The organism is Pseudomonas sp. SAR267, assembly GCF_052077595.1.
Lineage (GTDB): Bacteria > Pseudomonadota > Gammaproteobacteria > Pseudomonadales > Pseudomonadaceae > Aquipseudomonas > Aquipseudomonas vlassakiae.
Window position 1 is genome coordinate 1,124,590 of record NZ_JBQIHU010000001.1, and the last position, 25,322, is coordinate 1,149,911.

Genomic DNA, 25,322 nt, shown 5'->3' on the forward strand with positions numbered 1-25,322 from the left:
GCTCCAGCCCAACGCGCCGGAGTGACTTGATGGACAGCAGCGTCTCCAACTTCGACACCCTGCAGGACTTCCTGCTGGATGCCCAGGTCTTGCTGACCCAGTCCCAGGAATGCCTGCAGCATCTGGAACTGATCAGCAACGACCCGGACGCCTGCCAATGCCTGAACAGCACCCTCCAGACCCTGGCCCGACGCGCCAGCGCCCTGGGCCTGCTTGAAGTCGCCCACTATGCCAGCGTGCTGCACCGACTGCTCGCCCCGGCCTGCAAGCAGCGGTGCCTGGATCAGACCGTTTTGCCAGCGCTGAATGCCTGCCTGACCTTGCTGGCCTGGCAACTCGAACTGCTCGATGTGCGCACCGGCAGGCTCGCTCTCGATTGCTGTGAGCAGGTAACGCTGCTGAGCGAACTGGCAGTCGCCCTGAATCAGCCGTTGCCGCAAACGTGTGCGTCTTGCAACGAAAACGCCAGTAACTGCTTGCATCCGCGCTCCGCCGTGCCCGGCAGGCCATCAGCCAGCGGAGCCGCACAGCGCCACTAGCCGGCGGGTACAACTCACCCAATGACGCATGACTCGAGGGGTTTTTCACACGTTCAGCCGGGCGCACTTTCGCGGTCTGTTGCTAGTTGAACGTGAAGCGGTCATCACAAGATCGGGAGGTGGCATTTTGACACTCAATTTGCCTGCCCAGCCCCCCTCCCGAGCCCGGAAATGCTTAGGTTTCAAAGCATTGCCCAGCGCGACCAAATTGAACCGAAGTGGTAAGATGCGCGCACACAAATGCTGGCCGGCTCCCCATGTTTCGCATCGGGTCGCGCTCGCCACTTGTTGCAAGCACAGCGCCAAAGCCTCTGCCAAGAGGTGTGCACAGCCCCCATCAGCAAGACTTCAGTGGCTTCTCAACTCTATGTCCCCACGCTTGAAGATATCTCTGCGCTGCCGTTCACGCACCACCTTGCTGCGCTGGGTGACGGCAATGCTGTGCGTGGTGTCCCTGCTTGCCAACCTGGCTCTGTATGCTGGCGGGCAAGGCATGCCGGCCAGCCTGTTGCTGCTGCAACTGGTGGCCACGCTTGGCCTCTGCTGGCACCTGAGCCACGGTGCCAAGTCGATCAGCCTGCGCCCGGCGGAGCTGGCCGGGCGCATGCTCCAAGTCCAGGAGACAGAGCGCCAGCACCTGAGCCGCGAACTTCACGACGACATCGGGCAATTGCTGACCGCCGCCAAGATGCAGCTGGATTGGTTGCAACGCCGTGTACCGAGCGACTTGCAGACACACTGTGACGACTTGCGCAGCACCCTTGAAGACACCTTGAGCAAAGTGCGCGACGTTTCCGCCCTGCTCAACCCACGGCAACTGGCCAGCCTTGGTCTCGAGGCCAGCCTGCGGGCCCACCTGGTACGCACCTTGGCAAACAGCGACGTGCACTGGAGCCTGGAATGCCATCAACGCCTGGGCGGTATTTCCGAAGAAGTCGCCATGGCGGCGTTTCGCATCACCCAGGAGGCGGTCACCAACATGCTGCGCCATGCCCGGGCTCGCAACTTGACCATCCGCCTGCAGCGCAGCGCAGCAGGGCTTGCCCTATCGATCCAGGATGACGGCCAGGGCTTCATCCCGGCTGCCAATCCGGCCGAGGCCGGCCAGCGCGGCATGGCCGGCATGCAGGAACGCGCCACCGCCCTCAACGGCAGCCTGGCGATCACCAGCCAGCTCGGCCTGGGCACGACGATCGACGTGCTGTTCCCGTGGCCACCCCGTATTCATGAACGCGCCAGGACTACCGCTTCAACATGACCTGTAGATTGCTGCTGGTGGACGACCACTCGCTGATCCGTGCCGGGGTTCGTGCCCTGGTATCCGACATCCCTGGCTACACCGTGGCCGGCGAAGCCGATGACGGCGACCAGTTGCTCGAGCAGGTTCGGCACCTGGCACCCGACATCGTCCTGCTGGACATCTCCATGCGTTCGACCAGCGGCCTCGATGCCCTCACCCAACTGCGCGCCACGGGTAACCCCTGCAAGGTGCTGATCCTGTCCATGCACACCGATCCGGACCTGATCATGCGCGCGCTGGAAAGTGGCGCCCACGGTTACCTGCTCAAGGATGCCACGGCGATCGAACTGGAGCAGGCCTTGGCCGCGCTGCGCAATGGCGAGCGCTACCTCAGCCCGGCCATCGCCCATACGGTGATCAACCAGGCATTGATGCGCGCGCAACACGGCAAGCAACCCGGCCTTGATCGCCACAACCTCACCGCAAGGCAACTGGAGATCCTGCGCCTGATCGTGCGCGGCAAGTCCACCCGTGAAATCGCCGCCGGCCTGGGCCTGTCGATCAAGACCGTGGAAACTCACCGTTCGCAGATCATGAAGCGCCTGCAGATCTACGACGTGGCCGGCCTGGTGCTGTTCGCCGTGCGCGAAAAAATCATCAGCCTGGATGACTGATCAGCGGTGAATTCAACGGCAAGTGCAGGCGCAGCGCCCCTGGCAACGCCGCAAAGCGCAGGCTGTCGGCCTGCAGCGGCTCGCCATCGAGGTTGATGTCCAGCCCCTGCGAACAGGTAATCTCGACCCAAGGCAAACGTGCCCGCACGAACAAGCCTTCACCCGCCAGCAAATCACGAAGGGCGCCTACCATTTCCTGGGGCGCTGGCAGGATGGCGATATCGAGCAGGCCATCATCGACTTGCGCGTCCGGGCACAACACTTGTCCGCCACCGGCCTGGCGACCATTGCCGATCCCCAGCGCCAGCAGGTCGCCCTGCCAGTCGAAGCCCGGCCCTGACAGCTCGACCGAGGCGGCCTGCAGCTCACTGAAGCGTGACAGCCCGGTAAACAGGTAGGCCGCAGCGCCGAGCATTTTCTTCAGGTCTTCAGAAGTATTGGCGGTAACCTGACTGCCGAAACCGCCCGTGGCCATGTTCAGGAACAACTGGTCGCCCACTTGGCCCAAGTCGATCGGCCGTGGCGGCAGTTCCAGCAGCGCCAAGGCCTCGGTTGGCTCAAGGGAAATGCCGGCAGCCCTGGCGAAGTCATTGGCCGTTCCCAGCGGCAGCAACGCCAGGCTGGCTTCGCTGCGTGCCCGGCCCATGGCTTCGGCGACGTCGCGCAAGGTGCCGTCCCCCCCGCCAGCGATCACATGGCTGTACCCGGCCGCCAGCGCTTCGCCTACCAGCCGCTGGGCATCGCCACCTTCCCAGGTCACCCGCACATCCAGCGTCCAGCCACGTTCGCGCATGGCGCTCACGGCGTGGCGCACCGCTTCGTTCATGGCCTGCTTGCCATGCAGGATCAAGATTGCCTTGCGCTGTGGCATCACGCGTCTCCATGGGGTTGGTTCAGTCCAGATCTCGACCACAAAGTCTGCCCAAATACTGCATGCCGCCGGTAAAACAGCTCTACATCGGGGATTGACTTGGCGCGTGGTCGAACAAAAATCGACCAGATTCACATAAATATCATTGAAAGCTTTTTCCATCCGGCGCATTATCGACAAATATTTGGCCTTCATGGACGAAGCTGTAGTGAAAAGTCGGTTTTTTGACTTTTCCGCCAAAACCGTGACAGGTCGCAACGTTTCCCTTCACTGCGCTGTAATCAGCGCCGAGAGTCGAGGCCGTGAAATGAGCGTTCTGATCCCCTGCATCATCGCCGGCGGTGCCGGCACCCGCCTGTGGCCGGTTTCGCGCGAAGCCATGCCCAAACCCTTCATGCGTCTGCCCGATGGCCAGAGCCTGCTGCAGAAGACCTTTTCCCGCGCTGCGGCGTTACCGGGCGTCGAAAGAATACTGACGGTGACCAACCGCGAAGTGTTCTTCCGCACCCAGGACGAATACCGCCAGGTCAACACCGGCAAGCTCGCCCTCGATTACCTGCTGGAAACTAACGGCCGCAACACTGCTCCCGCCATCGCTGCAGCCGCGCTGCATTGTGCCAGGCACCATGGCCATGACAGCGTGCTGCTGGTGTTGCCCGCCGACCATCTGATCCAGGATGCCGAGGCCTTCGCCAACGCCGTCGAACACGCCCGGCTATTGGCTGACGATGGCTGGCTGGCCACCTTCGGCCTGCTGCCCAGCCGCGCCGAAACCGGCTTTGGTTACATCGAGCAAGGCGAGGCGATCGGCCAGCATGCGCATCAGGTCACCTGCTTCGTGGAGAAGCCCGATGCCCTCACCGCCCGCGAATACCTCGAAGGCGGCCGCCACTTGTGGAATGCCGGCATGTTCTGTCTGCGTGCGGGCACCGTGCTCGCCGAATTGCAGGCGCATGCCCCGGAACTGCTGGCCTGCGTGACCTGCTGCCTGGAACAGAGCGCGACCAAGGAGGGCGACAAGGCACTGCAGGTGGAACTGGACCCGAACAGCTTCGCCCTGGCCGAGGACATTTCCATCGACTACGCCTTGATGGAGCGCTCCGACAAGGTTGCCGTGGTGCCTTGCGAACTGGGCTGGAGCGATATCGGCAGCTGGGAAGCAGTGCGCGAGCTGCGCCACACCGACGACGACGGCAACCACTGCAATGGTGAAGCCGTGCTGCACGATGTGACCAACTGCTACATCGACTCGCCAAAGCGCCTGGTCGGCGCGGTCGGCGTGGATAACCTCATCGTCATCGACACCCCCGACGCCCTGCTGATCGCCGACGCAGCGCGCAGCCAGGAGGTCAAGGTGATTGCCCAGCAGCTCAAGCACCAAGGCCATGAGGCCTACCGCCTGCACCGCACCGTCATTCGCCCCTGGGGCATGTACACCGTGCTCGAGGAAGGCCCGCGCTTCAAGATCAAGCGGATCATGGTGCGCCCGGGCGAATCGCTGTCGCTGCAGATGCACCATCATCGCAGCGAGCACTGGATCATCGTCAGCGGCATGGCCTGCGTGACCAACGGCGAAGAAGAGTTTCTGCTCGACACCAACGAGTCGACCTTCATCAAGCCAGGCCGCACCCACCGCCTGACCAACCCCGGCGTCATCGACCTGGTGATGATCGAAGTCCAGAGCGGCGAGTATCTGGGCGAAGACGACATCGTGCGCTTTACTGATATTTACGGACGCGTCCCGGCGGCAGCCATCGGCTGAAGGCTGGCGGGCGCGTTTTTTGTCCGCAGCCTTCAGTGAGGTTTCCGCTTCATGCGCATTCTCTGGACTCTGCCTTACCTGCCCTGGCCCACCACCAGTGGCAGCAAGACCCGGCAATATCACCTGCTGCGCGCGCTGGCGCAGCAGGGCAACCGGATCACCTTGCTGGTGCAGTCGAAAATCCCTTTGTGCGATGCCGCCCGCGAAGCCCTGGAACCCCTGCTCGAACGCCTGATCGTGCTGCCCCGGCGCCCCTTGCACAGCCCGCTCAATCTGCTCGCCTCGCCGATCATCGACTACCCGATGCGGGCCATCATCAATGGCCTGTCGCCAGGCTTGCGGCGCCAGTTCGAGCAGTTGCTGGACGAACCCTGGGACGTTATCCAGATCGAGCACAGCTACAGTTTCCAGCCTTTCGAAAAAGCACTGCAGGCACGCGAGCTGCCCTACATGCTCTGCGAGCACAATCTGGAATCAGTCACCGGCGCCGCCTGCCACGACCGCCTGCCGCTGTGGCTGCGCCCGCTCAACGCCTTCGACCGTTGGCGCTACCGGCGCTGGGAGCAGCGCGTGCTGCGCCAACCCACCGAGGTGGTGGCGGTGAGTCCGCATGATGCCGAGTTGATCAGCCAGGTCAGCGGCCGCCCGGTAAAGGTGGTGGTCAACGGCGTCGATTGCGACTATTACCAGAACGTCCACCCGGCCCTGCATAGCCAGCGCTTGCTGTTCGTTGGCAACTTCGAGTACGCCGCCAACGTGGAGGCGGTCGAATGGGCCCTGGAAGAAATCCTGCCCCAAGTGTGGATGAGCAATCCGGCGGTACGCCTGGCCATCGCCGGGCATGCGCTGCCGGCAAGCTGGAAACTGCGCTGGAACGATCCACGTATCGAATGGGTCGGCTATCGCCCGGACCTGCGCGAATTGCAACGCCGCTCCGCGCTGTTCTTCGCGCCCTTGCGCTATGCCGGGGGCTCCAAGGTGAAGATCCTCGAAGCCATGGCCGCCGGGCTGCCGGTGATCAGCACCGGCAAAGGCGTCTCAGGGCTGGCCGCCAACAACGGCGAACATTACCTGGGCAGTGACGACGGCGACCAGTTGGCGCTGCTGGTCACGCAATTGCTCAACCAGCCGTGGCGCATGTGCCAATTGAGCGAGGCCGGCCGACAGTTCGCCCGCAATCGCCACGACTGGAGCGTGGCCGCCCAGCAACTGGAAACGGTGCACATGCGCCTAACCCAGGCAGCAACGGCCGGCGCCTCCCAAGGCGCTGGCGCCTGGCTGGGTCGCTCAACCGAGTAGTTCGCTCAGCGGGATGAACGGCACGCTATCGCCAGGTTTCGGCGTGCTGCCTTCACGCACCTCCACCAAGCCCTCTGCCCAGGCCGCACTGCGCAGCACGCCGGAGCTCTGGTTCTTGTAGATACGCACCTGGCCTTGGTCGATGCGCGCACGCAAGTACTCGCGGCGCGTGCCGGCCTTGGTCCATTCGAACCCGGCCGGTACATCGAAGCGCAGCGGTGTGACATCAGCCACACCCTGGCGGCGCAGCAGATAGGGCCGGGTCAACAGGCCAAAGGTGACCAGGGTCGACGCCGGGTTACCGGGCAGGCCGAGTACCGGCACACCGCGGTAATGGCCGAATGTCAGCGGCTTGCCAGGCTTGATCGCCAGCTTCCACAGGGCCAGTTCCCCCGCTTCGCGCAGTGCGGCACCGAGGTAGTCGGCCTCGCCCACGGAGACACCGCCCGTGGAGAGGATCAGGTCGACATCGCCCAGGGCACCCAGGCACTCGCGGGTACGTTCCAGGTTATCGGGAACAATGCCCATGTCGCGCACTTCGCAGCCCAGCCGCTGCAGCCAGCTGACCAGCAGGCGCCGGTTGCTGTTGTAGATCTGCCCCGGGCCCAGCGGCAGGCCGGGCTCGACCAGTTCATCGCCAGTGGACAGAACCGCCACCCGCACCCGTCGCACCACCGGCAGCTCGGCATGACCCAGGGTCGCCGCCAGGCCCAGTTCTATCGGCCCGAGCCGTGTGCCGGCGGCCATCACCTGCTCGCCCTTGCGGGTTTCCTGGCCCTGCGGGCGAACGTTCTGGTCAAGCGTCAGCGCTTCGAGGAAGCGCACCCGGCCATCTTCCAGCACCTCGGTATTTTCCTGCATTTCGACGCAGTCGGCACCCGCCGGCATCGGTGCACCGGTGAAGATCCGTGCACAGGTACCGGGCTGCAGAGGCTCAGGCGCGTGCCCGGCGAAAATCCGCTGGCTAACCGGCAAAGGCTCGCCCTGCAGGTCGGCCAGGCGCAAGGCGTAGCCGTCCATGGCGCTGTTCGGCCACGGCGGCAGGTCGAGCGTGGCCACTAGCTCGGTGGCCAGCACGCGGCCTTCGGCTTCGGCCAGCGAGACGCGTTCGGTTTGCGTGATTGGCGCAGCCTCGGCCAGCGCCAGCAGGCGCTCCAAGGCTTGCTCCACCGGCATCAGTGGCCGGGTAGCGGGTGCCTCAGCCACGGCTGTCACAGGCCGCTGCCTGTTTCAGGTGGGCGACGAAATTGCACGGACGATGGCGGGCATCCAGCTGTTCGGCGAGGATGCCGTCCCAACCGGTGCGTACGGCATTGGTCGAACCCGGCAGGCAGCAAACCAGGGTGCCGTTGGCCAGGCCAGCCAGGGCGCGCGACTGAATGGTGGAGGTGCCGATATCGGCCACGGAAATCTGCCGGAACAACTCGCCAAAACCTTCAACCTGCTTGTCCAGCAGGCAGGTAACAGCTTCCGGTGTACTGTCACGGCCGGTAAAGCCGGTACCACCGGTAATCAGCACCACCTGTACGCTATCGTCGGCGATCCAGGTGGCGACCTGGGCGCGGATCTTGTACAGGTCATCCTTGAGCAGCACGCGCGCGGCCAGGTTGTGGCCCGCGGCAGTAAGGCGCTCGACGAAGGTTTGCCCGGAGGTGTCGGTTTCGAAAGTGCGGGTGTCGCTGACCGTCAGCACGGCAATGTTCAGCGCCACGAAGGGGGTATCTGCCTTGGCTTTCATGAGTGTCCGTCGCAGGGGAAGATGATGCGCGCAGTTATAACACAGGCGGCCGTGCAAGCAGGCACAGGTCAATAACCCTGGCTTGTCGCTATGATGGAATGTAAAAGGAACTTGCGTGGACGCCCTGCGTCATAAAGTCATCTTGCACCATCGCACTGGAGAAACACGATGATTCAACGGACCCTTCCCGCCTTCTTGCTCGCCCTGGGCCTTGGCGCCCTCGCCGGCTGTGCATCGCCGACCGTGATCACTCTGAACGACGGCCGTGAAATCCAGGCAGTGGATACCCCTTCCTTTGACGAGGACTCCGGTTTCTACGAATTCGAACAGCTCGACGGCAAGCGCACGCGCCTGAACAAGGACCAGATCCGTACCGTCAAGGAGCTCTGATCCACGCGCTGTTTTGGGCATAAGCCCTTTAAACTACAAGGGCTTGCACCCGAAAATGCTATGCAGTAGGATTTTGCTCATCGGAGTGTAGCGCAGCCAGGTAGCGCGTCTCGTTCGGGACGAGAAGGCCGCAGGTTCGAATCCTGTCTCTCCGACCAGATCCTCAACAAACAGCCCGCCTCGCGCGGGCTTTTTGTTGCGCGTTGAACGCGCCTGTTCCGCCTGCACCGGCACAGGGCGGGTTGCCGCTGGGGGGCGCTTCGTCCCCTCGGCAACCATCAGGCGGTCAGACGCGAAGTGACCTCGCCCAGCTGCCCCGACAAACCATGCAGGCGTTGCCCCGCCTGCTCGGTATGTTGCACGGCCTCTTGGTTGGCGGTGGCAATCCGGGTGATTTCGATCAGGTTGCGCGAGATATCCTCGGCCACGCTGGTCTGCTCCTCGGCCGCCGTGGCGATCTGCCGGTTCATGTCGCGGATCGCCTCCACCGCCAGGGTGATGCGCTGCAGCATCTGCCCGGCCTGCTGCACCTGTTCGGCACCCTCCTCGCTACGCTGCTGGCCACTTTCGATAGCCTTGGCCGCCTCCACCGCACCCGACTGCACGGCTTCGATGATCTGGTGAATTTCGGCGATCGACGCCGCAGTACGCTGGGCCAGGCTGCGCACCTCGTCGGCGACCACGGCAAAGCCACGCCCGGCCTCACCCGCGCGGGCCGCCTCGATGGCGGCATTGAGCGCCAGCAAGTTGGTCTGCTCGGCGATGCCACGGATCACCTCAAGCACTTTGCCGATGCGTGAGCTGTCGTTCTCAAGATTGCGGATCACTGCGGCGGTACCGGCGATCTCGCGATTGACCACGCCAATGGTGTCGATGGTCTGCTGCATCACCTGCTCGCCGGCCTGGGCGCTGTGGTCGGCCTCGTCGGCGGCCCGTGCAGCATCCGCTGCGTGGCGCGCCACTTCCTGGGCGGTGGCAGACATCTCGTGCATGGCCGTGGCCACTTGGTCGGTGCGTTGGAACTGGTCGTGGGTGCCACGGGCCATGTCACCGGCAATGGTGCGCAGCTGGCCACTGGCGCCCTCCAGTTCCTGGGCATTGTCCTTGAGGCGGCCAACGGTGTCGGCGAGGAAGTCGCGCAGGGTATTGGCAGCACGCGCCAAGCGGCCCAGTTCGTCTTCGCGACGGCTGTCGACGCGGGCGGCGAAGTGCCCCTGGCTGAGTTGCGCCACGTATTCGATCAGTTGGCGGATCGGCTCGATCAGGCTGCGGTTGAGCAGCCACAGGCTGAGCAGGCCGACCAGTAAGGCCGACCCCAGCATTACCAACACACCCAGCCACACGGTGCGTTCGGCACTGGCGTTGATCTGGGAGGCGCGGTCACGGGCCTCGGCGCGCAACTGCTCGACCAGCGCGCTCATCTGCTCACTGGCCGCCCGGTCGACCCCCTTAACCGCCTGGTCACCGGCTACCGGGTCCCCCCCGGCCGCCAGAAAGGCCTGACGCCCTTGTGCGTAGGCCTGGCCAAGCTGGCGATGGCTATCACGCAGCTGTTGCAGCGGTGCCTTGAGCTCTTCCTCGCTGCCGTCGATCAGTTGCCCGAGCAATTGCTGAACCTGCTGCTCACGGGCCTGGAACTGCTGCCAGTACTTGTCCAGCTCGGCAGGTTGGCGGCCGCGCAGCAGCACGTTCTTCCACTCCTGCACCTGGATCTTGAACTGCAGGTTGGCTTCATCGATCAATTGCGAAGCCCGCAGCGGCCCGTCCACCAGTTCACCATAGCCACGCACGCTGGAGGACAGGAACTGGAAGCACACCAGGGCGATCAGCAGCATCGCCGCCAGGCTGCTGCCCAGCAGGGTAAGAATTTGCACTCGAAGTGATTTACGCAACATCGCGGATCTCGGGAACAAGGAATAAGGGAACGGCGCGCCGTTGCAGCGCCGCGACAGACATCCTTGTCCTCTTTCGCAGGCCAAAAAAAAGCTGCCATCAATCGATAGCAGCCAGGTCGAGCACTTACGCAACAGTTGCGATCCATACTCTCAAGCAATTGCTACAGAAATGTTACAGCTACACGACGCTTAGCCCGTGGTGAACTGCAACTCGGCCAGGCGAGCGTACAACGGGCTTTCCTCGATCAGCTGCCGATGGGTGCCGACCGCGACCACACGCCCCTTGTCGATCACCGCGATGCGGTCGGCGTGCTGCACCGTGGCCAGGCGATGGGCGATGACCAGCGTGGTACGCCCGGCCATCAGGCGCGGCAAGGCCTGCTGGATCAAGTGTTCGCTTTGCGCATCTAGGGCGCTGGTGGCTTCGTCGAGCAGCAGGATCGGCGCATCCACCAGCAGCGCCCGGGCGATTGCCAGGCGTTGCTTCTGGCCACCGGAAAGGCCAATGCCGCCCTCGCCCAGCGGCGTCTGGTAACCCTGCGGCAGTTGCCGGATGAACTCGTCGGCGTGGGCGCCATGGGCCGCCGCCTCGACCTCGGCCACTGTCGCCTCGGGCCGGCCGTAGCGGATGTTGGCCTCGACCGTGCCGCGGAACAGCGACGGGTTCTGCGCCACCAGGGCGAACTGGCGGCGCAGGTCGTCCGGGGCCAGCGCCGTGATGGGTTGGCCGTCGAGCACGATGCGCCCCTGCTGTGGGTCGTAGAAGCGCAAAAGCAGGTCGAACAATGTCGACTTACCCGCCCCCGACGGCCCCACCAGCGCCAAGGTCTGGCCGGGTTCGATGGTCAGGCTGAGCTGGTCGATGGCAGCCACCGAGGGTCGCGAGGGATAGGCAAAGGTCACGTGCTGCAGTTCGATGCGTCCACTGGCGCGCTGCTGTGCCAGCATCACGGGGGCCTCTGGGGCCAGGATCGTGCTATTCGCCGCCAGCAGCTCGGCGATGCGCTCGGCGGCCCCAGCGGCGCGCTGCAGCTCGCCGATCACTTCACTGAGCGTGCCAACGGCGCTGCCGACAATCAGGCTATAGAACACGAACGCCGCCAACTCGCCTGCAGAAATGCGCCCGGCGATCACATCCATGCCGCCCACCCACAGCATCACGCCCACCGCCCCCAACACCAGCACGATCACCAGCGTGATCAGCCAGGCACGCTGGGCAATACGTTGCCGGGCCACGGCAAATGCAGCCTCCACCGTACCGGCGAACATTTCACGGTCGCGCACCTGGTGGTTGTATGCCTGCACGGTCTTGATCTGCCCCAGGGTCTCCGCCACATAGCTGCCTACATCGGCCACCCGGTCCTGGCTCTGCCGCGACAGGCTGCGCACCCGTCGGCCAAACAACAGGATCGGTGCCAGCACCAGCGGCAATGCCACCACCACGATGCTGGTGAGCTTGGGGTTGGTGATGAACAGCAGCACCACGCCACCGATCACCATCAGTGCATTGCGCAGGAACATTGACAGCGAGGAGCCGATCACCGACTGCAACAAGGTCGTGTCGGCAGTCAGCCGCGACTGGATCTCAGCGCTGCGGTTGTCTTCGAAAAAGCCCGGATGCAAACCCACCAGGTGGTCGAAGACCGCGCGGCGGATGTCGGCAACGCAGCGCTCGCCAATCCACGACACCAGATAGAAGCGGCTGAACGTGCCAGTCGCCAGGGCCAGCACCAGCACCATGAACAGGCCGATGGTCTGGTTCAACTGGTGTGCTGAACGGGTCATGAAACCCTGGTCGACCAGCAGGCGGATACCCTGGCCCATGGACAGGGTGATGCCAGCGGTGACGATCAGCGCCAGCAATGCCAACAGCGCCTGGCGACGGTAAGGATGCATGAACTGCCAGGCCAGGCGCAGGGCACGGCGTTGGCGAAAGGAAGCCGAATCGGGCATGACATGAACCAGGAAAGCAGGAATATGAAGACTACCACTCATCCACCCAGGCAGTGCCTATAGCCCATCGTTCTAACGGGCCTCTGGAGCTTTGCTGCGCTTTCTGCTGGACTGTGCAGGCCTTGGTGCACACGATAACTTTTGTAACAGGCCAGTCACGGCGCAGGTTTAACCTGGGCCTGAACCTGATGAGGAGATATTCAATGAGCTTGCAACATGGCAGCGACACTGTGAAACCGCAGAACAAGCCACAACCCAAGGCCTGTGGTTCGATCATCGACGCCCAGGGCCGCGAGATCGAGATCACCGAGCAGATGATCCAGCAGGCCTGCAAGGACCTGGAAGACAGCCGCGTGAAAAAACTTCACCACGGCTGAAGTGCGGACTTTTTGAAACCCGGCTTGATGCCGGGTTTTTTATGTGTTGGCCGTGCTCAGGCCAGCACGCCCCCCAGGGCATTGACCATCTGCGCCAGCTGCGGCGCTTCGCCCCGCACGCGCACCGCCAGCCCTTCGATCTCCCGGCGCGGTGGATACTGCTTGCGCAGCTGGTCGAACGCCGCACGCTGCTCGGCCACATCGTCACTCAGGCTGCGACGGAAATCGGCATCGTCACGTCGCGGGTCATATACCGCCCGGCACAGCGTCGCCAAGGCCCAGGCAGGCTCTGCGGTGCCGTCCAGCTCGATTTGCGCCAACGGCGCAGGCGGCAGCAGGTCGGCCAGCTGGACCTGTTCGGCCTCGCCCAGGTGGCGGCACAAGGCCTGATAGATCTGCGCCGTGCCACGCTGGCGGCCATCCAGGCTATAACCGGCAATATGTGGCGTGGCCAGGGTGCACAGGTCTGCCAGTTGCAGGTCGACCTGCGGCTCGCCTTCCCAGACATCGAGCACTGCGTGCACGTCTTCGCGATCCAGCAGCAGCTCGCGCAGCGCTGCGTTGTCCACCACCGGCCCGCGGCTGGCGTTGATCAGCCAGGCACCGGGGCGCAGCTGCGCCAGCTGGGCTGCACCGAGCAGGTGCCAGGTTGGATACTCACCGCCGCGCTGCAGCGGGGTGTGCAGGCTGATCACGTCGCACTGCTCGAGGATGGTCGCGAGGCTGACGAAATCGCCGCCCTCGGTGGCCTGGCGCAGCGGGTCGCAGACCAGCACCTTCCAGCCCAGGCCGTGCAACACGCGCACCAGGCGGCCACCGACTTCGCCGGCGCCGACCACCCCATAGGTGCGTTGCGCCAGTACCGCGCCGTCCAGGTCGGCCAGGGTCAGCAGGCTACCCAGTACGTAATCGACCACGCCACGGGCATTGCAGCCCGGCGCGCTGCTCCAGTGAATACCGGCTTCGGCGAAGTAGTCGAGGTCCAGGTGGTCGGTGCCAATGGTGCAGGTGCCGACGAAGCGCACCTTGCTGCCTTCGAGCAGTTGCCGGTCGACCTTGGTCACCGAGCGCACCAGCAGCACATCGGCGTCCCTGACGCTGGCGGCGTCGAGGCTGCGGCCGGGATAACGGCGGATCTCGCCGAAGCCTGCGAAAAAGGCATCGAGCAGCGGGATATTCTCGTCGGCAACTATCAGCATGGCGCTCTCCTGTCTGGGGAGCGCAGTGTAGGCGCTACGCGAGGTGTGTTCCAGCGTGGGTCAGTCGGCTTTCTTGCGGATCCAGTACAGGTAGGTGCCGGCTTCTTCCTGCTGCCCGAGCAATTCGTGGCCGAGGAAGTTGCAGAACTTGGGGATGTCGCGGCGGGTCGACGGGTCGGTGGCGATGACCTTGAGCAGGCCGCCGGCGGCCAGGTTGCGTACGTGCTGGTGCAGCATCATCACCGGTTCCGGGCAGTTGAGGCCGGTGGCGTCGAGGATGGCATCGGGGGTGAAATCAGTCATGGGGGGCTCCGCAAATGATCGCTATTGTGGCGCATCGCGCCACCAGGACCAATAGCCATTCATGAGGCCCACCTCTGACTGCTCTTGCTCTTGCTCTTGCTCTTGCTCTTGCTCTTGCTCTTGCTCTTGCTCTTGCTCTTGCTCTTGCTCTTGCTCTTGCTCTTGCTCTTGCTCTTGCTCTGCTTTTGCTCTTGCTCTGCTTTTGCTCTTGCTCTGCTTTTGCTCTTGCTCTGCTCTTGCTCTGCTTTTGCTCTTGCTCTGCTTTTGCTTCTAAGCGCGCGGTAGTTCAGGCGACGCAAATTGCGACTTCAGGAGGCCGAACGCAGGCGTCTGGAGGGCCAGGGTGCGTAGCACCCCTTCGGCGCAGCCGAAGGCGCGAGATGTAGACTTGCGCAGCAAGTCGTAGGCCGCGCGGGCCCGGAGGGCGCCGGAGTGAGGGGACCCCGGAGCGAAGCGCAGGGGCCGGATGATGGGAGCCGGGGTTTTTGGTTACTTTTTGCCCAGTCAAAAAGTGACCCGCCGTAAGGGCGGAAAGGTGACTCAGCGCCACCTTGGCAAATGAATGTTGACCTGATGCAAAGGCCCCCGTTACCGGCCCGCACACAAAAAATCTGACACTTCCCCACTTCTCCAAAAGCCAAAAGCCAAAAGCCAAAAGCCAAAAGAAAAAGCTCGACTGCGGTGGTTTTGTTTCACTCAAGTACATTCATTTGCGATGGCGACGCACAATCACCCTTCCGCCCTTACGGCGGGTCACTTTTTGACGGGGCAAAAAGTAACCAAAAACCCCTCGCTCCCATCATCCGGCCCCTGCGCTTCGCTCCGGGGTCCCCTCACTCCGGCGCCTTCCGGGCCCGCGCGGCCTACGACTTGCTACGCAAGTCTACATCTCGCGCCTTCGGCTACGCCGAAGGGGTGCTGCGCACCCTGGCCCTCCAGACGCCTGCGTTCGGCCTCCTGAAGTCGCAATTTGCGTCGCCTGAACTACCGCGCGCTTAGAAGCCAAAGCAAAAGCAAAAGCAAAAGCAAAAGCAGAGCAAGAGCAAGAGCAAGAGCAAGAGCAAGAGCAAGAGCAAGAGCAAGGCAGATGTCAACGTGGTTTGAGGTCCAACCTGCGCAGGTGACACGTCACTTCCTCGCGGTCGTGATACAGCTGCTTGCAGGCAATCGACACCTTGACCTTGCGCGCCTTGAACGTTGCCTCCATACGGTCCAGCAACCGGCGCACCTCGGCATAACGCTGCTTCATCGGCAACTTCAGGTTGACGATCGCCTCACGGCACAACCCCTCGCCCAGCCAGGTCTCGATCAACGAAGTAGTACGCGCCGGCTTCTCGACGATATCGCAGACCATCCAGTCCACCGGCTGCTTCGGCTGCCAGGTGAAACCATCTGCCATCAAGTGTTGTACCAGCCCGGTGTCCATCAGGCTTTCAGCCATTGGCCCGTTGTCGATGGCGGTCACCAGCATGCCACGGCGCACCAGCTGGTAAGTCCAGCCACCCGGCGAAGCACCCAGGTCGACCCCGGTCATATCGTCATTCAGGCGCTGTTCCCACTTCTCGCGCGGGATGAACTGGTGCCAGGCCTCCTCCAGCTTGAGGGTCGAACGGCTGGGCGCCTCACGCGGGAATTTCAGGCGCGGGATACCCATCGGCCACAGCGCGCTGTTGTTCGCCTCGGCCACGCCAACGAAAACCCGGCGGCCGCTGATGAAAGTCAGCAGCAGGCGCGGCAGGCTCGCGTTGTCGACCAGGCGGCCGGCCTTTTCCAGGGCCTTGCGCAGCGGTACTTCGAACTTGCGGCAGAAGGTCGACAGCTCCTTGCCTTCGTTGCTGTCCAGCACCTCCAGCCACAGGCTGCCGAACACCGGGAGCTCGGCCAGATGCGCCAGCAGCACGCTGATGCGGTCAGTTTCCGGCAACTCGATATACGTGCCTCGCGCCCACTGGCGCGGGAAGATCAGTTGCGCAAAGCGCAGCTGTGCCATCAGGCGTTCGGCACCTTCGGCCTCGGCGCAGACGAACTCGGCACAAGCGCTCTGCGGCTTGCCCTTGGCATAACCGGCCACACCCAGCTGGGCGGCGTGTTCGCTGATCTCGGCGCAGACCTCACCCTCGAAACCGGGCCGGCAATGCATGAACAGGGTATTCATCTCTCACTCCACTACGGCTGACGCACCACGGGCGCCGGCAGGGCGGCGATGATAAAGGAAGATCGGAACCTGCGACATGCCCCGCCGGTCCAGAAAAGAGTCAGGGGCAGCAAACAGAGCTAACCTGACCCTTCAGCCTGGCCCGTGCCGTGCGGGCCGAAACAGCGCGGTGGCACCGGCCATCCAGCCGTGCCGGGCCCCCGCCGCACAAGGAGTTGGCAATGCCCTCGCTCGATAGCCTGAATACCCTCCAGACCCTCCAGGTGGCTGACCGCACCTACCACTACTACAGCCTAGCCGAAGCCGGCCGGCAGCTGGGCGACCTGCAGCGCCTGCCCATGTCGCTCAAGGTACTGCTGGAAAACCTGCTGCGCTGGGAAGACGGCAAGACCGTCGGCACCGATGACCTGCGCGCCCTCGCCGGCTGGCTGCAGGAACGTCGCTCCGACCGCGAAATCCAGTACCGCCCGGCGCGGGTGCTGATGCAGGACTTCACGGGTGTGCCAGCAGTCGTCGACCTGGCCGCCATGCGCGCCGCCATGGCCAAGGCCGGCGGTGATCCGCAGCGGATCAACCCGCTGTCGCCGGTGGACCTGGTGATCGACCACTCGGTGATGGTCGACCGCTACGCCACGCCACAGGCCTTCACCCAGAACGTCGACATCGAAATGCAGCGCAACGGCGAACGTTATGCCTTCCTGCGCTGGGGCCAAAGTGCATTCGACAACTTCCGCGTGGTACCGCCGGGCACTGGCATCTGCCACCAGGTCAACCTGGAATACCTCGGGCGCACGGTATGGACCCGCGACGACGATGGCCGCACCTATGCCTTCCCCGACACGCTGGTCGGCACCGACTCGCACACCACCATGATCAACGGCCTTGGCGTACTCGGCTGGGGCGTCGGCGGCATCGAGGCGGAAGCGGCCATGCTCGGCCAGCCGGTGTCGATGCTGATACCGGAAGTGATCGGCTTCAAGCTCACCGGCAAGCTGCGCGAAGGCATCACCGCCACCGACCTGGTACTGACCGTCACGCAGATGCTGCGCAAGAAAGGCGTCGTCGGCAAATTCGTCGAGTTCTACGGCGACGGCCTGGCCGACCTGCCGTTGGCCGACCGTGCGACCATCGCCAACATGGCACCGGAGTACGGCGCGACCTGTGGCTTCTTCCCGGTCGATGAGGTCACTCTCGACTACCTGCGGCTGTCCGGCCGCCCAAGCGAATCCGTGGAACTGGTCGAGCAGTATTGCAAGGCACAAGGCCTGTGGCGCCTGCCAGGGCAAGAACCGCTGTTCAGCGACACACTGGCCCTGGACATGCATGACGTCGAGGCCAGCCTGGCCGGGCCCAAGCGGCCACAGGACAGGGTTGCCCTGGGACAGGTAAGCCAGGCCTTCGACCACTTCATCGAGTTGCAACCCAAACCGCTGGCCAAAGAGGTCGGGCGCATGGAGAGTGAAGGGGGTGGCGGTGTGGCGGTCGGCAACGCCGATCAGGCCGGCGAAATCGCCTACAGCCATGAAGGCCAGAACTACACCCTGCGCGACGGCGCTGTGGTCATCGCCGCGATTACCTCGTGCACCAACACTTCCAACCCCAGCGTGATGATGGCGGCCGGCCTGCTGGCGAAAAAGGCCCTGGAAAAAGGCCTGCAACGCAAGCCCTGGGTCAAGAGTTCACTGGCCCCTGGCTCCAAGGTGGTGACCGACTATTACCAGGCTGCGGGGCTCACCCCATACCTTGACCAGCTTGGCTTCGACCTGGTCGGCTATGGCTGCACCACCTGCATCGGCAACTCAGGGCCATTGGACGAAGCCATCGAAAAAGCCATCGCCAGCGCCGACCTCACGGTCGCGTCGGTCCTCTCGGGCAACCGCAACTTCGAAGGCCGCGTGCACCCGCTGGTCAAGACCAACTGGCTGGCCTCGCCTCCGCTGGTAGTGGCCTACGCGCTGGCCGGCAGCGTGCGCGTCGACCTGACCCAGGATGCGCTGGGGACGGACAACGACGGCAAGCCCGTCTACCTGCGCGATATCTGGCCCAGCCAGCAGGAAATCGCCGACGCCGTGGCCAAGGTCGACACGGCCATGTTCCACAAGGAATACGCCGAAGTCTTCGCCGGCGATGCTCAATGGCAGGCCATTGCAGTACCGCAGGCGGCGACTTACGTATGGCAGGACAGTTCTACCTACATCCAGCACCCACCGTTCTTCGACGATATCGGCGGGCCGCTGCCCGAGATCAAGGACATCCACGGTGCACGCATCCTCGCCCTGCTCGGCGACTCGGTGACCACCGACCACATCTCCCCGGCCGGCAACATCAAGGCCGACAGCCCCGCCGGGCGTTACCTGCGCAGCAAGGGGGTGGAGCCTCGGGACTTCAACTCCTACGGTTCACGGCGCGGCAACCACGAAGTGATGATGCGCGGCACCTTCGCCAATATCCGCATCCGCAACGAGATGCTGGCCGGCGAGGAAGGTGGCAACACCCTGCACGTGCCCAGCGGTGAAAAGCTTTCGATCTATGACGCCGCCATGCGTTATCAGGCTGAGGGCACGCCGCTGGTGGTCATCGCCGGCCAGGAATACGGCACCGGCTCCAGCCGTGACTGGGCGGCCAAGGGCACCAACCTGCTGGGGGTCAAGGCGGTGCTGGCAGAAAGTTTCGAACGCATCCACCGCTCCAACCTGGTGGGCATGGGCGTGCTGCCGCTGCAGTTCAAGGCCGGGCAGGACCGCAAGCAATTGGCGCTCACGGGCAAGGAACAGATCGACCTGCTGGGGCTCGACGGTGCCCAGATCACACCGGGCATGAGCCTGCCCCTGCGCATTACCCGTGAGGATGGGCAACAACAGCAGATCGAGGTGCTGTGCCGGATCGACACGCTCAATGAGGTGGAGTACTTCAAGTCAGGTGGGATCTTGCACTATGTGCTGCGGCAGATGATTCGCAGCTGATTGGCTTGGGTGTTGTGGCGCGTAGATCGAGCGCCGCGAGGGCGGCGCTCGATCTACGCGCGACAACAGAAAACGACGTCAGGCACCCGGCAGTAGCACTTTGATGGCCGGTCAGTCATCATGCACCCGATTTGTAACCAAACGGTCACAAACATAGGCCAACTGCTGCGAACGCCAAGGTTCGCATAACGCACCTGCAGTAGCGGCCATTTGCCCCAGGTCAAGTAAATTAAATATCCATTCAATAAAACCAGTGGCTTGCCGATATCAGTCGAAAGCCTTACGGACTATTTCAGCTCATGCGTAACAACCAGCCGATTACCCAGAGGGAACGGACCTTCCCTGCCCAACAACGGTTGATCTCCACCACCAATGCCAAGGGTGTGATCACCTACTGCAACGATGCATTCGTCGAGATCAGCGGTTTCACCCGCGAAGAGCTGAATGGTGCCCCCCACAACCTGGTGCGCCACCCGGATGTGCCGACTGCGGTGTTTGCCCACATGTGGCAAACCCTCAAGCAAGGCTTGCCGTGGATGGGCATCGTCAAGAACCGTTGCAAATCCGGCGATCACTACTGGGTAAATGCCTACGTCACGCCGATATTCGAGAACAACCAGGTCGTTGGCTTCGAGTCGGTGCGGGTAAAGCCTAGCGCCGAGCAGATCCGCCGTGCCGAAGCCCTGTACCAGCGCATCAACGACGGCAAGACGGCCATCCCGCGCCGCGATCGCTGGCTGCCGGTGCTGCAGGACTGGCTGCCGTTCATCCTGGTCAGCCAGGTCGGTTTCCTGATTGGCAACTGGCTCGGTCACTCGTGGGGCTTCGCACTGGCCGCCGGCCTGTCGGTACCGCTCGGCCTGCTCGGCCTGAGCTGGCAACAGCGTGGCCTGAAGCGCCTGCTGCGCCTGGCAGAACAGACCACCTCCGACCCGCTGATCGCACAGATGTACACCGACAGCCGTGGGGTACAGGCACGCCTGGAGATGGCCATGCTCAGCCAGGACGCGCGCATGAAGACCTGCCTGACCCGCCTGCAGGACAGCGCCGAGCACCTTAGTGACCAGGCGCGTCAGTCCGATGCGCTGGCGCACAAGAGCTCCTCGGGCCTGGAGCGCCAGCGCGTGGAGACAGAACAGGTTGCCGCCGCGGTCAACCAGATGGCGGCCACCACTCAGGAAGTGGCCAACCACGTGCAACGCACCGCAGACGCTACCCAGGAAGCCAACCGCCTGACCAGCCAGGGTCGGCAGATCGCCGGGGAAACCCGCGACGCCATCGAACGCCTGTCGAGCGCCGTCGGCGAAACCGGCCAGACCGTGACCCAGCTGGCCAAGGACAGCGACGAGATTGGCGGCGTGGTCGATGTGATCAAGGGCATCGCCGACCAGACCAACCTGCTGGCACTCAACGCTGCAATCGAAGCGGCCCGTGCCGGCGAGATGGGCCGTGGTTTTGCCGTGGTCGCCGACGAGGTACGCCAGCTGGCCCAACGCACCGCCGAATCGACCGGGCAGATCCACGGCCTGATCGCCAAGCTGCAACAGACCGCCAACAACGCCGTGCAGACCATGGAAACCGGCCACCGTCAGGCCCAGGAAGGCGTTGACCGCGTCATGCAGGCCGACCAGGCTCTGGTCGGCATCAGCGAAGCCGTGGCCAATATCACTGACATGGCGACCCAGATTGCCGCCGCCACCGAAGAGCAGACCGCAGTGGCCGACGAGATCAGCCGCAACATCAGCACCATAGCTGAACTGGCCGACCAGACAGCCGAGCAAGCGCAGCATTCGGCGCAGCTCAGCGAAGAGCTGACCGTCACTGCCGGCAGCCAGTATTCGCTGGTGGAGCGGTTCAACCGCTAGTTCAGGCCCACGCCGTCATTGCAGGAGCAGCCTTGCGGCCCGTTCGCAGCGCAAGCCGCTTCTGCATGACGGGCAAAGGCGCATTACCAGTCCAGGCCAAGCCGGCTCTCGAAGTAGCGCTCGCTGCCCGTCAACGGGTCGACAAACCGCAAGCTTTGCGCCAGCAGCTTCAACGGCCGCTGATAGTCGTCCTCTTCCTTGAGCAACTCGGGATAGAACGGGTCGTTGCAGATTCCTGCTCCCAACGCCGCCATGTGCACACGCAGCTGATGTGTCTTGCCCGTTACCGGCGACAGGCCGTAGCGCCACCACTCGCCATTCGTCTCCAGCACATCGGCGAAGGTCTCGCTGTTGGCCTCCCCTGGCACTTCATGCATGCGGAAGAACGGCTCGCCGTGCACCAGGCGACTTTTGTGCACCAAGGGGAATGCATGCTGCGGCAAGGCGGCAGCGATGGCCTGATAACGCTTGTCGATCCGCCGCTCCGGAAACAACCGTTGATATGCGCTGCGCGTCTGCGGATTGGCGGAAAACAGCACCAACCCGGCGGTGTGCCGATCGATGCGGTGCAGTGGGACCAGATGCGGGTTGTCCAGGCGCCGGATCAGGCGCCGCAAAAGGGTCTGCTCGACGTACTCCCCGGTGGGCGTAACCGGCAGAAAGTGCGGTTTGTCGGCCACTACCAGGTGCTCATCAACATGCAGGATGGTCTCCTGCACCGGAATCGGCCGCTCGTTGAGTACTTCGCGAAAATAGTGAACGCGCATGCCGCGAAGGTAGGGCATGTCGGCGGCAATTGCCCTGCCTTCGGCATCGAGCACCCGCCCTCGAGCGAAGCGGTCAAGCCACTGCGCACGCTCGATCGCCTTGAAATGGTCGCACAGGCAATCGAGTACCGTGGCCCAGTTGCCGGGTGGCAGGCAGAGCGTGCTGGCTTGCTGGCGGGCGGGGTCGAAAGGCGTGGTCATGGCAGGGCTCGAGCAATCAAAGCCGCACATTATCCCCCAAGCCCGGCGCCTCAACCAGTCTCCACTATCCTCTCGCTATGTGCCTTCAACCAGCGCAATACCTGCACCGGCTCCCAGCGCCCGGGGTCATAGAGCGCATAGATCAGGCCTTGGTAACCCACAACATCCAGCCCGCGATGGTAACCGGCACGCTGGAACAAGGCCTCGATTTCTGCAAAACAGGTATTGAAATGCACCTTTGCGAAGGGCGTGCGGTCATCGGTGACCAAGCCTTCGAGACGCAATTCCAGCACGGCGTCGCACACCCGCTCCACCGGCATACGGTTGACGCTGTACTTGAGTTGCTCGACGTTGAGCATGATCCACCTCGACACTGTATTTATATACAGCATACGTAGCGCGACACCGCTGCGTCAATCGTCTCGGCCCCTACTGCAAGCCGGGCAGGTAGCCCGTACCCTTGCGAATGGTCAGCACCTGACGGCGCGGCGCGGCCACCGATACCGACAAGTGAACCCATCTGTCGAACTCCAGAATCAACTGGTCGAACGCCAAGTCACTCTCACTGACCTGCCTGACCACTTCCCGGTTGTCGATGCCCCGCACGGTGAAATCCGCAGCCAGGCCTTTCACGTGCTGGCTGCCTGGCGCCCCGCCGACGAGCAGATTCAGCGCCTCGCTGCGGTATCCGCTGCTGACGATCACGGGGCGCCCGAACATCTCCCGAACCTGCTCAAGCACCTGGCAAAGCAGGTGCAGATTACCCAGGACTTCAGGCGGAGGAATATTGTCCAGTCCCTTTCTCGCGGCAACTTGCGAAGCAATCAGTTCTTCCAGGGCGAAATGTGGCGTGATCAGCATGATGAGGCTCTCGATGACAATGCAAAAGTACCGATGACCATTCAACGGTGAGGCATCATCATTTCTGGCCCGAGGCCGTGCACGAGGGCAATCATTCCCTCCTGCCCGTTACTGGTGAAGAAAAGCCACTACCTGTTCGGCATCGAAGGGCCAAGCAAGCTCTGCAGACGTGTCGCTGCGCCGCAACACCGGAATGATCAAACCGTACCGCTCGAACAAGGCCTGGTCATCGGCGATATCGACCAACTCGATCAGCAAGCCATGTTCGACAAAGGGCATCAGCACGGCTTCGGCCACTTCGCACAAGTGGCACCCGACGGTGCCGAAGAGTTGGCATTCAGGCAGCATGTGGGGCAACACCCGATTTGACTGTAGGAAGAAGCTTATTCTAAGTCCGTCCTGCCCCCTGTGCACCTGACCCTGCTCAATCCTGGCTGGTGGCGCCGATCCGGTGCAGCGACAAGTCTGCACCCTGAAACTCCTGTTCATGGCTCAAGCGCAGGCCATGCACCTGGCGAATCAGGCCGTACACGGCGAAACCACCGATCAGTGCGAGCAGGACGCCTGCCAGGCTGCCCAGCAGCTGGCTGACCAGGCTGACCCCACCCATGCCACCCAGAGCCGCCTGGCCAAACACGCCGCAGGCGATGCCGCCCCACAGGCCGCAAAGCCCGTGCAGCGGCCAGACACCGAGCACATCGTCGACCTTCCAGCGATTCTGCGCAGCGGTGAAGCTCCAGACAAACAGTACCCCCGCCACCAGCCCGGTAGCCAAAGCGCCAACGGGGTGCATCAGGTCAGAGCCGGCACAGATCGCCACCAGCCCTGCCAACGGCCCGTTGTGCAGGAAGCCCGGGTCGTTGCGCCCGGCCAGCAAGGCTGCCAAGGTGCCGCCGACCATGGCCATCAGCGAATTGATCGCTACCAGGCCACTGACACCTTGCAAGGTCTGGGCGCTCATCACGTTGAAGCCGAACCAGCCGATGATCAGGATCCATGAGCCCAATGCCAGGAATGGAATGCTCGACGGTGCGAAGGCCACCAGCCGGCCGTCGCGGTAGCGCCCCCGCCGGGCGCCCAGCAACAGCACCGCGGCCAGCGCCAGCCAGCCGCCCATGGCATGCACGACCACCGAGCCGGCAAAATCATGGAACGGCGCACCAAAGCTGGCCTGCATCCAGGCCTGCACGCCGAAATTGCCGTTCCACACCACACCTTCGAAAAAGGGGTAGATGAACGCAACGATCAACGCGGTGGCGCATAGCTGCGGCGCGAAGCGCGCACGTTCGGCGATCCCCCCCGAGATGATCGCCGGAATCGCGGCTGCGAAGGTCAGCAGGAAAAAGCATTTGACCAGCGCATAGCCGTGGTCGGTGGCCAGTTGCGACGCCGGTTGCAGGAAATTCACGCCATAGGCGATCCAGTAGCCGATGAAGAAATACACCAACGCGGAAATGGCGAAATCGCTGAGGATCTTCGACAACGCGTTGACCTGGTTCTTGTGGCGCACGGTGCCCACTTCGAGAAAGGCGAAGCCGGCGTGCATGGCGAGCACCAGAATGGCGCCCATCAGGATGAACAGGGTGTTGGAGCCGTGGACCAGGGAGTCCATTGCGCTGTGCATGTTTTCCATGAAAGAGGCAGACCTGCTGAAAAAGCACCAGGACAGTTCAAGAACCTGCATCCCTGCACCGAATCGGTGCCAGCGTTTGCCCTGTTTTGCCGAACCGGGCGCGGCCTGCGTGGTTTTTTCTTGGGTTTGTCGTGGATTGGGTTAAGGTTTATCGGTATCCGCCAGGGTCGACGCCCTGGTTCGGCGCACCGCTGCGGGCTACGCCCCGCGTTGTGGCAAGTTTCAGTAGCAAGGCCCATACCAGCGCCGCTAGTGAACCTTCCATACACCCGGTCACTCGAATGACCTACAGACCTGCACACCTACAATAGGGAGAGCCCCATGGCCAGCAAATCGGCAAAGACTGCACAAGAGATATTGATGGCTGACTTCCAAGCCTTGGTTCGCGATACCGAGCGCTTGCTGGCCGATACTGCCAACCTCGCCGGCGACCAGGCCGATGAACTGCGCGAGCAGATCCACGAGCGTCTGACCCAAGCCCGTGAAACCTTGCAGCTGACTCAGGATTCAGTGCGCGAGCGCGGCCAGGCAGCGCTCGGTAGCGCCGAACAGTACGTCCAGGAGAAACCCTGGCAGGCCATTGGTATTGCCGCAGGCGTCGGCCTGCTGATCGGCCTGCTGGCCAATCGGCGCTGAG

General features: G+C 63.3%; 23 protein-coding genes, 1 tRNA gene and 1 pseudogene. 11 read left to right on the plus strand and 14 right to left on the minus strand.

Annotated features, from left to right (window positions below; genetic code table 11):
- Positions 1 to 29: 29 nt before the first annotated feature.
- The 3 genes from ACTORR_RS05600 (at position 30) to ACTORR_RS05610 (ending at position 2,453) form a co-directional block, all read left to right on the plus strand.
- A complete protein-coding gene (locus tag ACTORR_RS05600; RefSeq protein ID WP_054883477.1) occupies positions 30 to 539 on the plus strand; it encodes a hypothetical protein in 510 nt (169 codons plus the stop codon).
- Positions 540 to 906: 367 nt separating this feature from the next.
- Positions 907 to 1,797, plus strand: coding sequence for a sensor histidine kinase (locus ACTORR_RS05605; RefSeq protein WP_313365285.1), 891 nt, complete (start codon positions 907 to 909; stop codon positions 1,795 to 1,797).
- Positions 1,794 to 2,453, plus strand: coding sequence for a response regulator transcription factor (locus ACTORR_RS05610; protein WP_313365286.1), 660 nt, complete (start codon positions 1,794 to 1,796; stop codon positions 2,451 to 2,453). Before ACTORR_RS05605 ends, ACTORR_RS05610 begins: the two co-directional genes overlap by 4 nt.
- Here the strand turns inward: ACTORR_RS05610 and yegS are convergent.
- Positions 2,437 to 3,324 (minus strand): lipid kinase YegS, encoded by an 888-nt coding sequence (yegS, locus tag ACTORR_RS05615; protein WP_054883474.1) that lies wholly within the window; start codon positions 3,322 to 3,324, stop codon positions 2,437 to 2,439. The two genes, ACTORR_RS05610 and yegS, sit on opposite strands and share 17 nt — an antisense overlap.
- A 307-nt stretch (positions 3,325 to 3,631) precedes the next feature.
- Here yegS and ACTORR_RS05620 point away from each other — a divergent pair, with 307 nt between their 5' ends.
- On the plus strand, positions 3,632 to 5,086 hold the full coding sequence (locus ACTORR_RS05620) for a mannose-1-phosphate guanylyltransferase/mannose-6-phosphate isomerase (RefSeq protein ID WP_099815574.1): 1,455 nt from the start codon (positions 3,632 to 3,634) through the stop codon (positions 5,084 to 5,086).
- Positions 5,087 to 5,137: 51 nt separating this feature from the next.
- Positions 5,138 to 6,385: a glycosyltransferase family 4 protein gene (locus ACTORR_RS05625; protein WP_313365287.1), complete on the plus strand. Its 1,248-nt coding sequence runs from the start codon at positions 5,138 to 5,140 to the stop codon at positions 6,383 to 6,385.
- Here the strand turns inward: ACTORR_RS05625 and ACTORR_RS05630 are convergent.
- Together ACTORR_RS05630 and moaB are read right to left on the minus strand one after the other, a co-directional pair.
- On the minus strand, positions 6,374 to 7,600 hold the full coding sequence (locus tag ACTORR_RS05630; RefSeq protein ID WP_054883471.1) for a molybdopterin molybdotransferase MoeA: 1,227 nt from the start codon (positions 7,598 to 7,600) through the stop codon (positions 6,374 to 6,376). The genes ACTORR_RS05625 and ACTORR_RS05630 overlap by 12 nt on opposite strands.
- Entirely contained in the window at positions 7,584 to 8,123 is a 540-nt protein-coding gene (moaB, locus tag ACTORR_RS05635; protein ID WP_054883470.1) for a molybdenum cofactor biosynthesis protein B, read from the minus strand. The genes ACTORR_RS05630 and moaB overlap by 17 nt, the downstream gene beginning before the upstream one ends.
- Positions 8,124 to 8,291: 168 nt before the next feature.
- Between moaB and ACTORR_RS05640 the strand changes: the two genes are divergently transcribed.
- Together ACTORR_RS05640 and ACTORR_RS05645 are read left to right on the plus strand one after the other, a co-directional pair.
- Entirely contained in the window at positions 8,292 to 8,513 is a 222-nt protein-coding gene (locus tag ACTORR_RS05640; RefSeq protein ID WP_027596642.1) for a YgdI/YgdR family lipoprotein, read from the plus strand.
- Positions 8,514 to 8,594: 81 nt separating this feature from the next.
- Positions 8,595 to 8,671, plus strand: a tRNA-Pro gene (locus tag ACTORR_RS05645).
- Positions 8,672 to 8,791: 120 nt separating this feature from the next.
- Here ACTORR_RS05645 and ACTORR_RS05650 read toward each other — a convergent pair.
- The 3 genes and pseudogenes from ACTORR_RS05650 to ACTORR_RS05660 form a co-directional block, all read right to left on the minus strand.
- On the minus strand, positions 8,792 to 9,559 hold the full coding sequence (locus ACTORR_RS05650; RefSeq protein ID WP_409521030.1) for a methyl-accepting chemotaxis protein: 768 nt from the start codon (positions 9,557 to 9,559) through the stop codon (positions 8,792 to 8,794).
- Between the two features lie 165 nt (positions 9,560 to 9,724).
- Positions 9,725 to 10,408, minus strand: a pseudogene (locus ACTORR_RS05655) (methyl-accepting chemotaxis protein); the annotation flags it as partial.
- A gap of 189 nt (positions 10,409 to 10,597) precedes the next feature.
- Positions 10,598 to 12,361 (minus strand): ABC transporter transmembrane domain-containing protein, encoded by a 1,764-nt coding sequence (locus ACTORR_RS05660; RefSeq protein ID WP_313365289.1) that lies wholly within the window; start codon positions 12,359 to 12,361, stop codon positions 10,598 to 10,600.
- Positions 12,362 to 12,564: 203 nt separating this feature from the next.
- Between ACTORR_RS05660 and ACTORR_RS05665 the strand changes: the two genes are divergently transcribed.
- Entirely contained in the window at positions 12,565 to 12,738 is a 174-nt protein-coding gene (locus ACTORR_RS05665; RefSeq protein WP_176506107.1) for a PA1571 family protein, read from the plus strand.
- Between the two features lie 56 nt (positions 12,739 to 12,794).
- Here the strand turns inward: ACTORR_RS05665 and pdxB are convergent, their stop codons facing one another.
- From pdxB to rlmM, 3 genes are all read right to left on the minus strand, one after another.
- Positions 12,795 to 13,937 carry a 4-phosphoerythronate dehydrogenase PdxB gene (gene pdxB / locus ACTORR_RS05670; protein WP_054883467.1) on the minus strand — a complete coding sequence of 381 codons (1,143 nt, stop codon included), beginning with the start codon at positions 13,935 to 13,937 and terminating at the stop codon, positions 12,795 to 12,797.
- Between the two features lie 60 nt (positions 13,938 to 13,997).
- Positions 13,998 to 14,240: a sulfurtransferase TusA gene (gene tusA / locus ACTORR_RS05675; protein WP_054883466.1), complete on the minus strand. Its 243-nt coding sequence runs from the start codon at positions 14,238 to 14,240 to the stop codon at positions 13,998 to 14,000.
- Between the two features lie 1,090 nt (positions 14,241 to 15,330).
- Positions 15,331 to 16,395 carry a 23S rRNA (cytidine(2498)-2'-O)-methyltransferase RlmM gene (gene rlmM, locus ACTORR_RS05680; protein WP_054883465.1) on the minus strand — a complete coding sequence of 355 codons (1,065 nt, stop codon included), beginning with the start codon at positions 16,393 to 16,395 and terminating at the stop codon, positions 15,331 to 15,333.
- 221 nt (positions 16,396 to 16,616) lie between these two features.
- Between rlmM and acnA the strand changes: the two genes are divergently transcribed.
- Entirely contained in the window at positions 16,617 to 19,358 is a 2,742-nt protein-coding gene (gene acnA / locus ACTORR_RS05685) for an aconitate hydratase AcnA (protein ID WP_441343577.1), read from the plus strand.
- A gap of 299 nt (positions 19,359 to 19,657) precedes the next feature.
- Entirely contained in the window at positions 19,658 to 21,223 is a 1,566-nt protein-coding gene (locus ACTORR_RS05690; protein ID WP_054883463.1) for a methyl-accepting chemotaxis protein, read from the plus strand.
- Positions 21,224 to 21,306: 83 nt separating this feature from the next.
- Here ACTORR_RS05690 and ACTORR_RS05695 read toward each other — a convergent pair whose 3' ends face one another.
- From ACTORR_RS05695 to ACTORR_RS05715, 5 genes are all read right to left on the minus strand, one after another.
- Positions 21,307 to 22,191: a pseudouridine synthase gene (locus ACTORR_RS05695; protein WP_054883462.1), complete on the minus strand. Its 885-nt coding sequence runs from the start codon at positions 22,189 to 22,191 to the stop codon at positions 21,307 to 21,309.
- A 50-nt stretch (positions 22,192 to 22,241) separates the two neighbouring features.
- Positions 22,242 to 22,550, minus strand: coding sequence for a hypothetical protein (locus ACTORR_RS05700; protein ID WP_054883461.1), 309 nt, complete (start codon positions 22,548 to 22,550; stop codon positions 22,242 to 22,244).
- A 70-nt stretch (positions 22,551 to 22,620) separates the two neighbouring features.
- A complete protein-coding gene (locus ACTORR_RS05705; protein ID WP_054883460.1) occupies positions 22,621 to 23,052 on the minus strand; it encodes a D-Ala-D-Ala carboxypeptidase family metallohydrolase in 432 nt (143 codons plus the stop codon).
- Positions 23,053 to 23,160: 108 nt separating this feature from the next.
- Complete coding sequence (locus ACTORR_RS05710) at positions 23,161 to 23,400, minus strand: glutaredoxin family protein (protein ID WP_054883459.1); 240 nt, start codon at positions 23,398 to 23,400, stop codon at positions 23,161 to 23,163.
- A 76-nt stretch (positions 23,401 to 23,476) separates the two neighbouring features.
- Positions 23,477 to 24,685 (minus strand): ammonium transporter, encoded by a 1,209-nt coding sequence (locus ACTORR_RS05715; protein WP_313364977.1) that lies wholly within the window; start codon positions 24,683 to 24,685, stop codon positions 23,477 to 23,479.
- A 321-nt stretch (positions 24,686 to 25,006) separates the two neighbouring features.
- Here ACTORR_RS05715 and ACTORR_RS05720 point away from each other — a divergent pair, with 321 nt between their 5' ends.
- Complete coding sequence (locus ACTORR_RS05720) at positions 25,007 to 25,321, plus strand: DUF883 family protein (protein WP_099815566.1); 315 nt, start codon at positions 25,007 to 25,009, stop codon at positions 25,319 to 25,321.
- Position 25,322 lies beyond the last annotated feature (1 nt).

Bases quoted from the DNA above. Each gene is read 5' to 3' on its own strand.
- ACTORR_RS05705 (WP_054883460.1), bottom strand. From the start codon at position 23,052: ATGCTGATCACGCCACATTTCGCCCTGGAAGAACTGATTGCTTCGCAA.
- ACTORR_RS05640 (WP_027596642.1), top strand. From the start codon at position 8,292: ATGATTCAACGGACCCTTCCCGCCTTCTTGCTCGCCCTGGGCCTTGGC.
- ACTORR_RS05700 (WP_054883461.1), bottom strand. From the start codon at position 22,550: ATGCTCAACGTCGAGCAACTCAAGTACAGCGTCAACCGTATGCCGGTG.
- ACTORR_RS05695 (WP_054883462.1), bottom strand. From the start codon at position 22,191: ATGACCACGCCTTTCGACCCCGCCCGCCAGCAAGCCAGCACGCTCTGC.
- ACTORR_RS05625 (WP_313365287.1), top strand. From the start codon at position 5,138: ATGCGCATTCTCTGGACTCTGCCTTACCTGCCCTGGCCCACCACCAGT.
- pdxB (WP_054883467.1), bottom strand. From the start codon at position 13,937: ATGCTGATAGTTGCCGACGAGAATATCCCGCTGCTCGATGCCTTTTTC.
- ACTORR_RS05650 (WP_409521030.1), bottom strand. From the start codon at position 9,559: ATGGCCCGTGGCACCCACGACCAGTTCCAACGCACCGACCAAGTGGCC.
- ACTORR_RS05715 (WP_313364977.1), bottom strand. From the start codon at position 24,685: ATGGAAAACATGCACAGCGCAATGGACTCCCTGGTCCACGGCTCCAAC.
- yegS (WP_054883474.1), bottom strand. From the start codon at position 3,324: ATGCCACAGCGCAAGGCAATCTTGATCCTGCATGGCAAGCAGGCCATG.
- ACTORR_RS05600 (WP_054883477.1), top strand. From the start codon at position 30: ATGGACAGCAGCGTCTCCAACTTCGACACCCTGCAGGACTTCCTGCTG.
- ACTORR_RS05605 (WP_313365285.1), top strand. From the start codon at position 907: ATGTCCCCACGCTTGAAGATATCTCTGCGCTGCCGTTCACGCACCACC.
- ACTORR_RS05660 (WP_313365289.1), bottom strand. From the start codon at position 12,361: ATGCCCGATTCGGCTTCCTTTCGCCAACGCCGTGCCCTGCGCCTGGCC.
- rlmM (WP_054883465.1), bottom strand. From the start codon at position 16,395: ATGAATACCCTGTTCATGCATTGCCGGCCCGGTTTCGAGGGTGAGGTC.
- ACTORR_RS05710 (WP_054883459.1), bottom strand. From the start codon at position 23,400: ATGCTGCCTGAATGCCAACTCTTCGGCACCGTCGGGTGCCACTTGTGC.
- tusA (WP_054883466.1), bottom strand. From the start codon at position 14,240: ATGACTGATTTCACCCCCGATGCCATCCTCGACGCCACCGGCCTCAAC.
- ACTORR_RS05720 (WP_099815566.1), top strand. From the start codon at position 25,007: ATGGCCAGCAAATCGGCAAAGACTGCACAAGAGATATTGATGGCTGAC.
- ACTORR_RS05665 (WP_176506107.1), top strand. From the start codon at position 12,565: ATGAGCTTGCAACATGGCAGCGACACTGTGAAACCGCAGAACAAGCCA.
- ACTORR_RS05690 (WP_054883463.1), top strand. From the start codon at position 19,658: ATGCGTAACAACCAGCCGATTACCCAGAGGGAACGGACCTTCCCTGCC.
- ACTORR_RS05620 (WP_099815574.1), top strand. From the start codon at position 3,632: ATGAGCGTTCTGATCCCCTGCATCATCGCCGGCGGTGCCGGCACCCGC.
- ACTORR_RS05610 (WP_313365286.1), top strand. From the start codon at position 1,794: ATGACCTGTAGATTGCTGCTGGTGGACGACCACTCGCTGATCCGTGCC.
- moaB (WP_054883470.1), bottom strand. From the start codon at position 8,123: ATGAAAGCCAAGGCAGATACCCCCTTCGTGGCGCTGAACATTGCCGTG.
- acnA (WP_441343577.1), top strand. From the start codon at position 16,617: ATGCCCTCGCTCGATAGCCTGAATACCCTCCAGACCCTCCAGGTGGCT.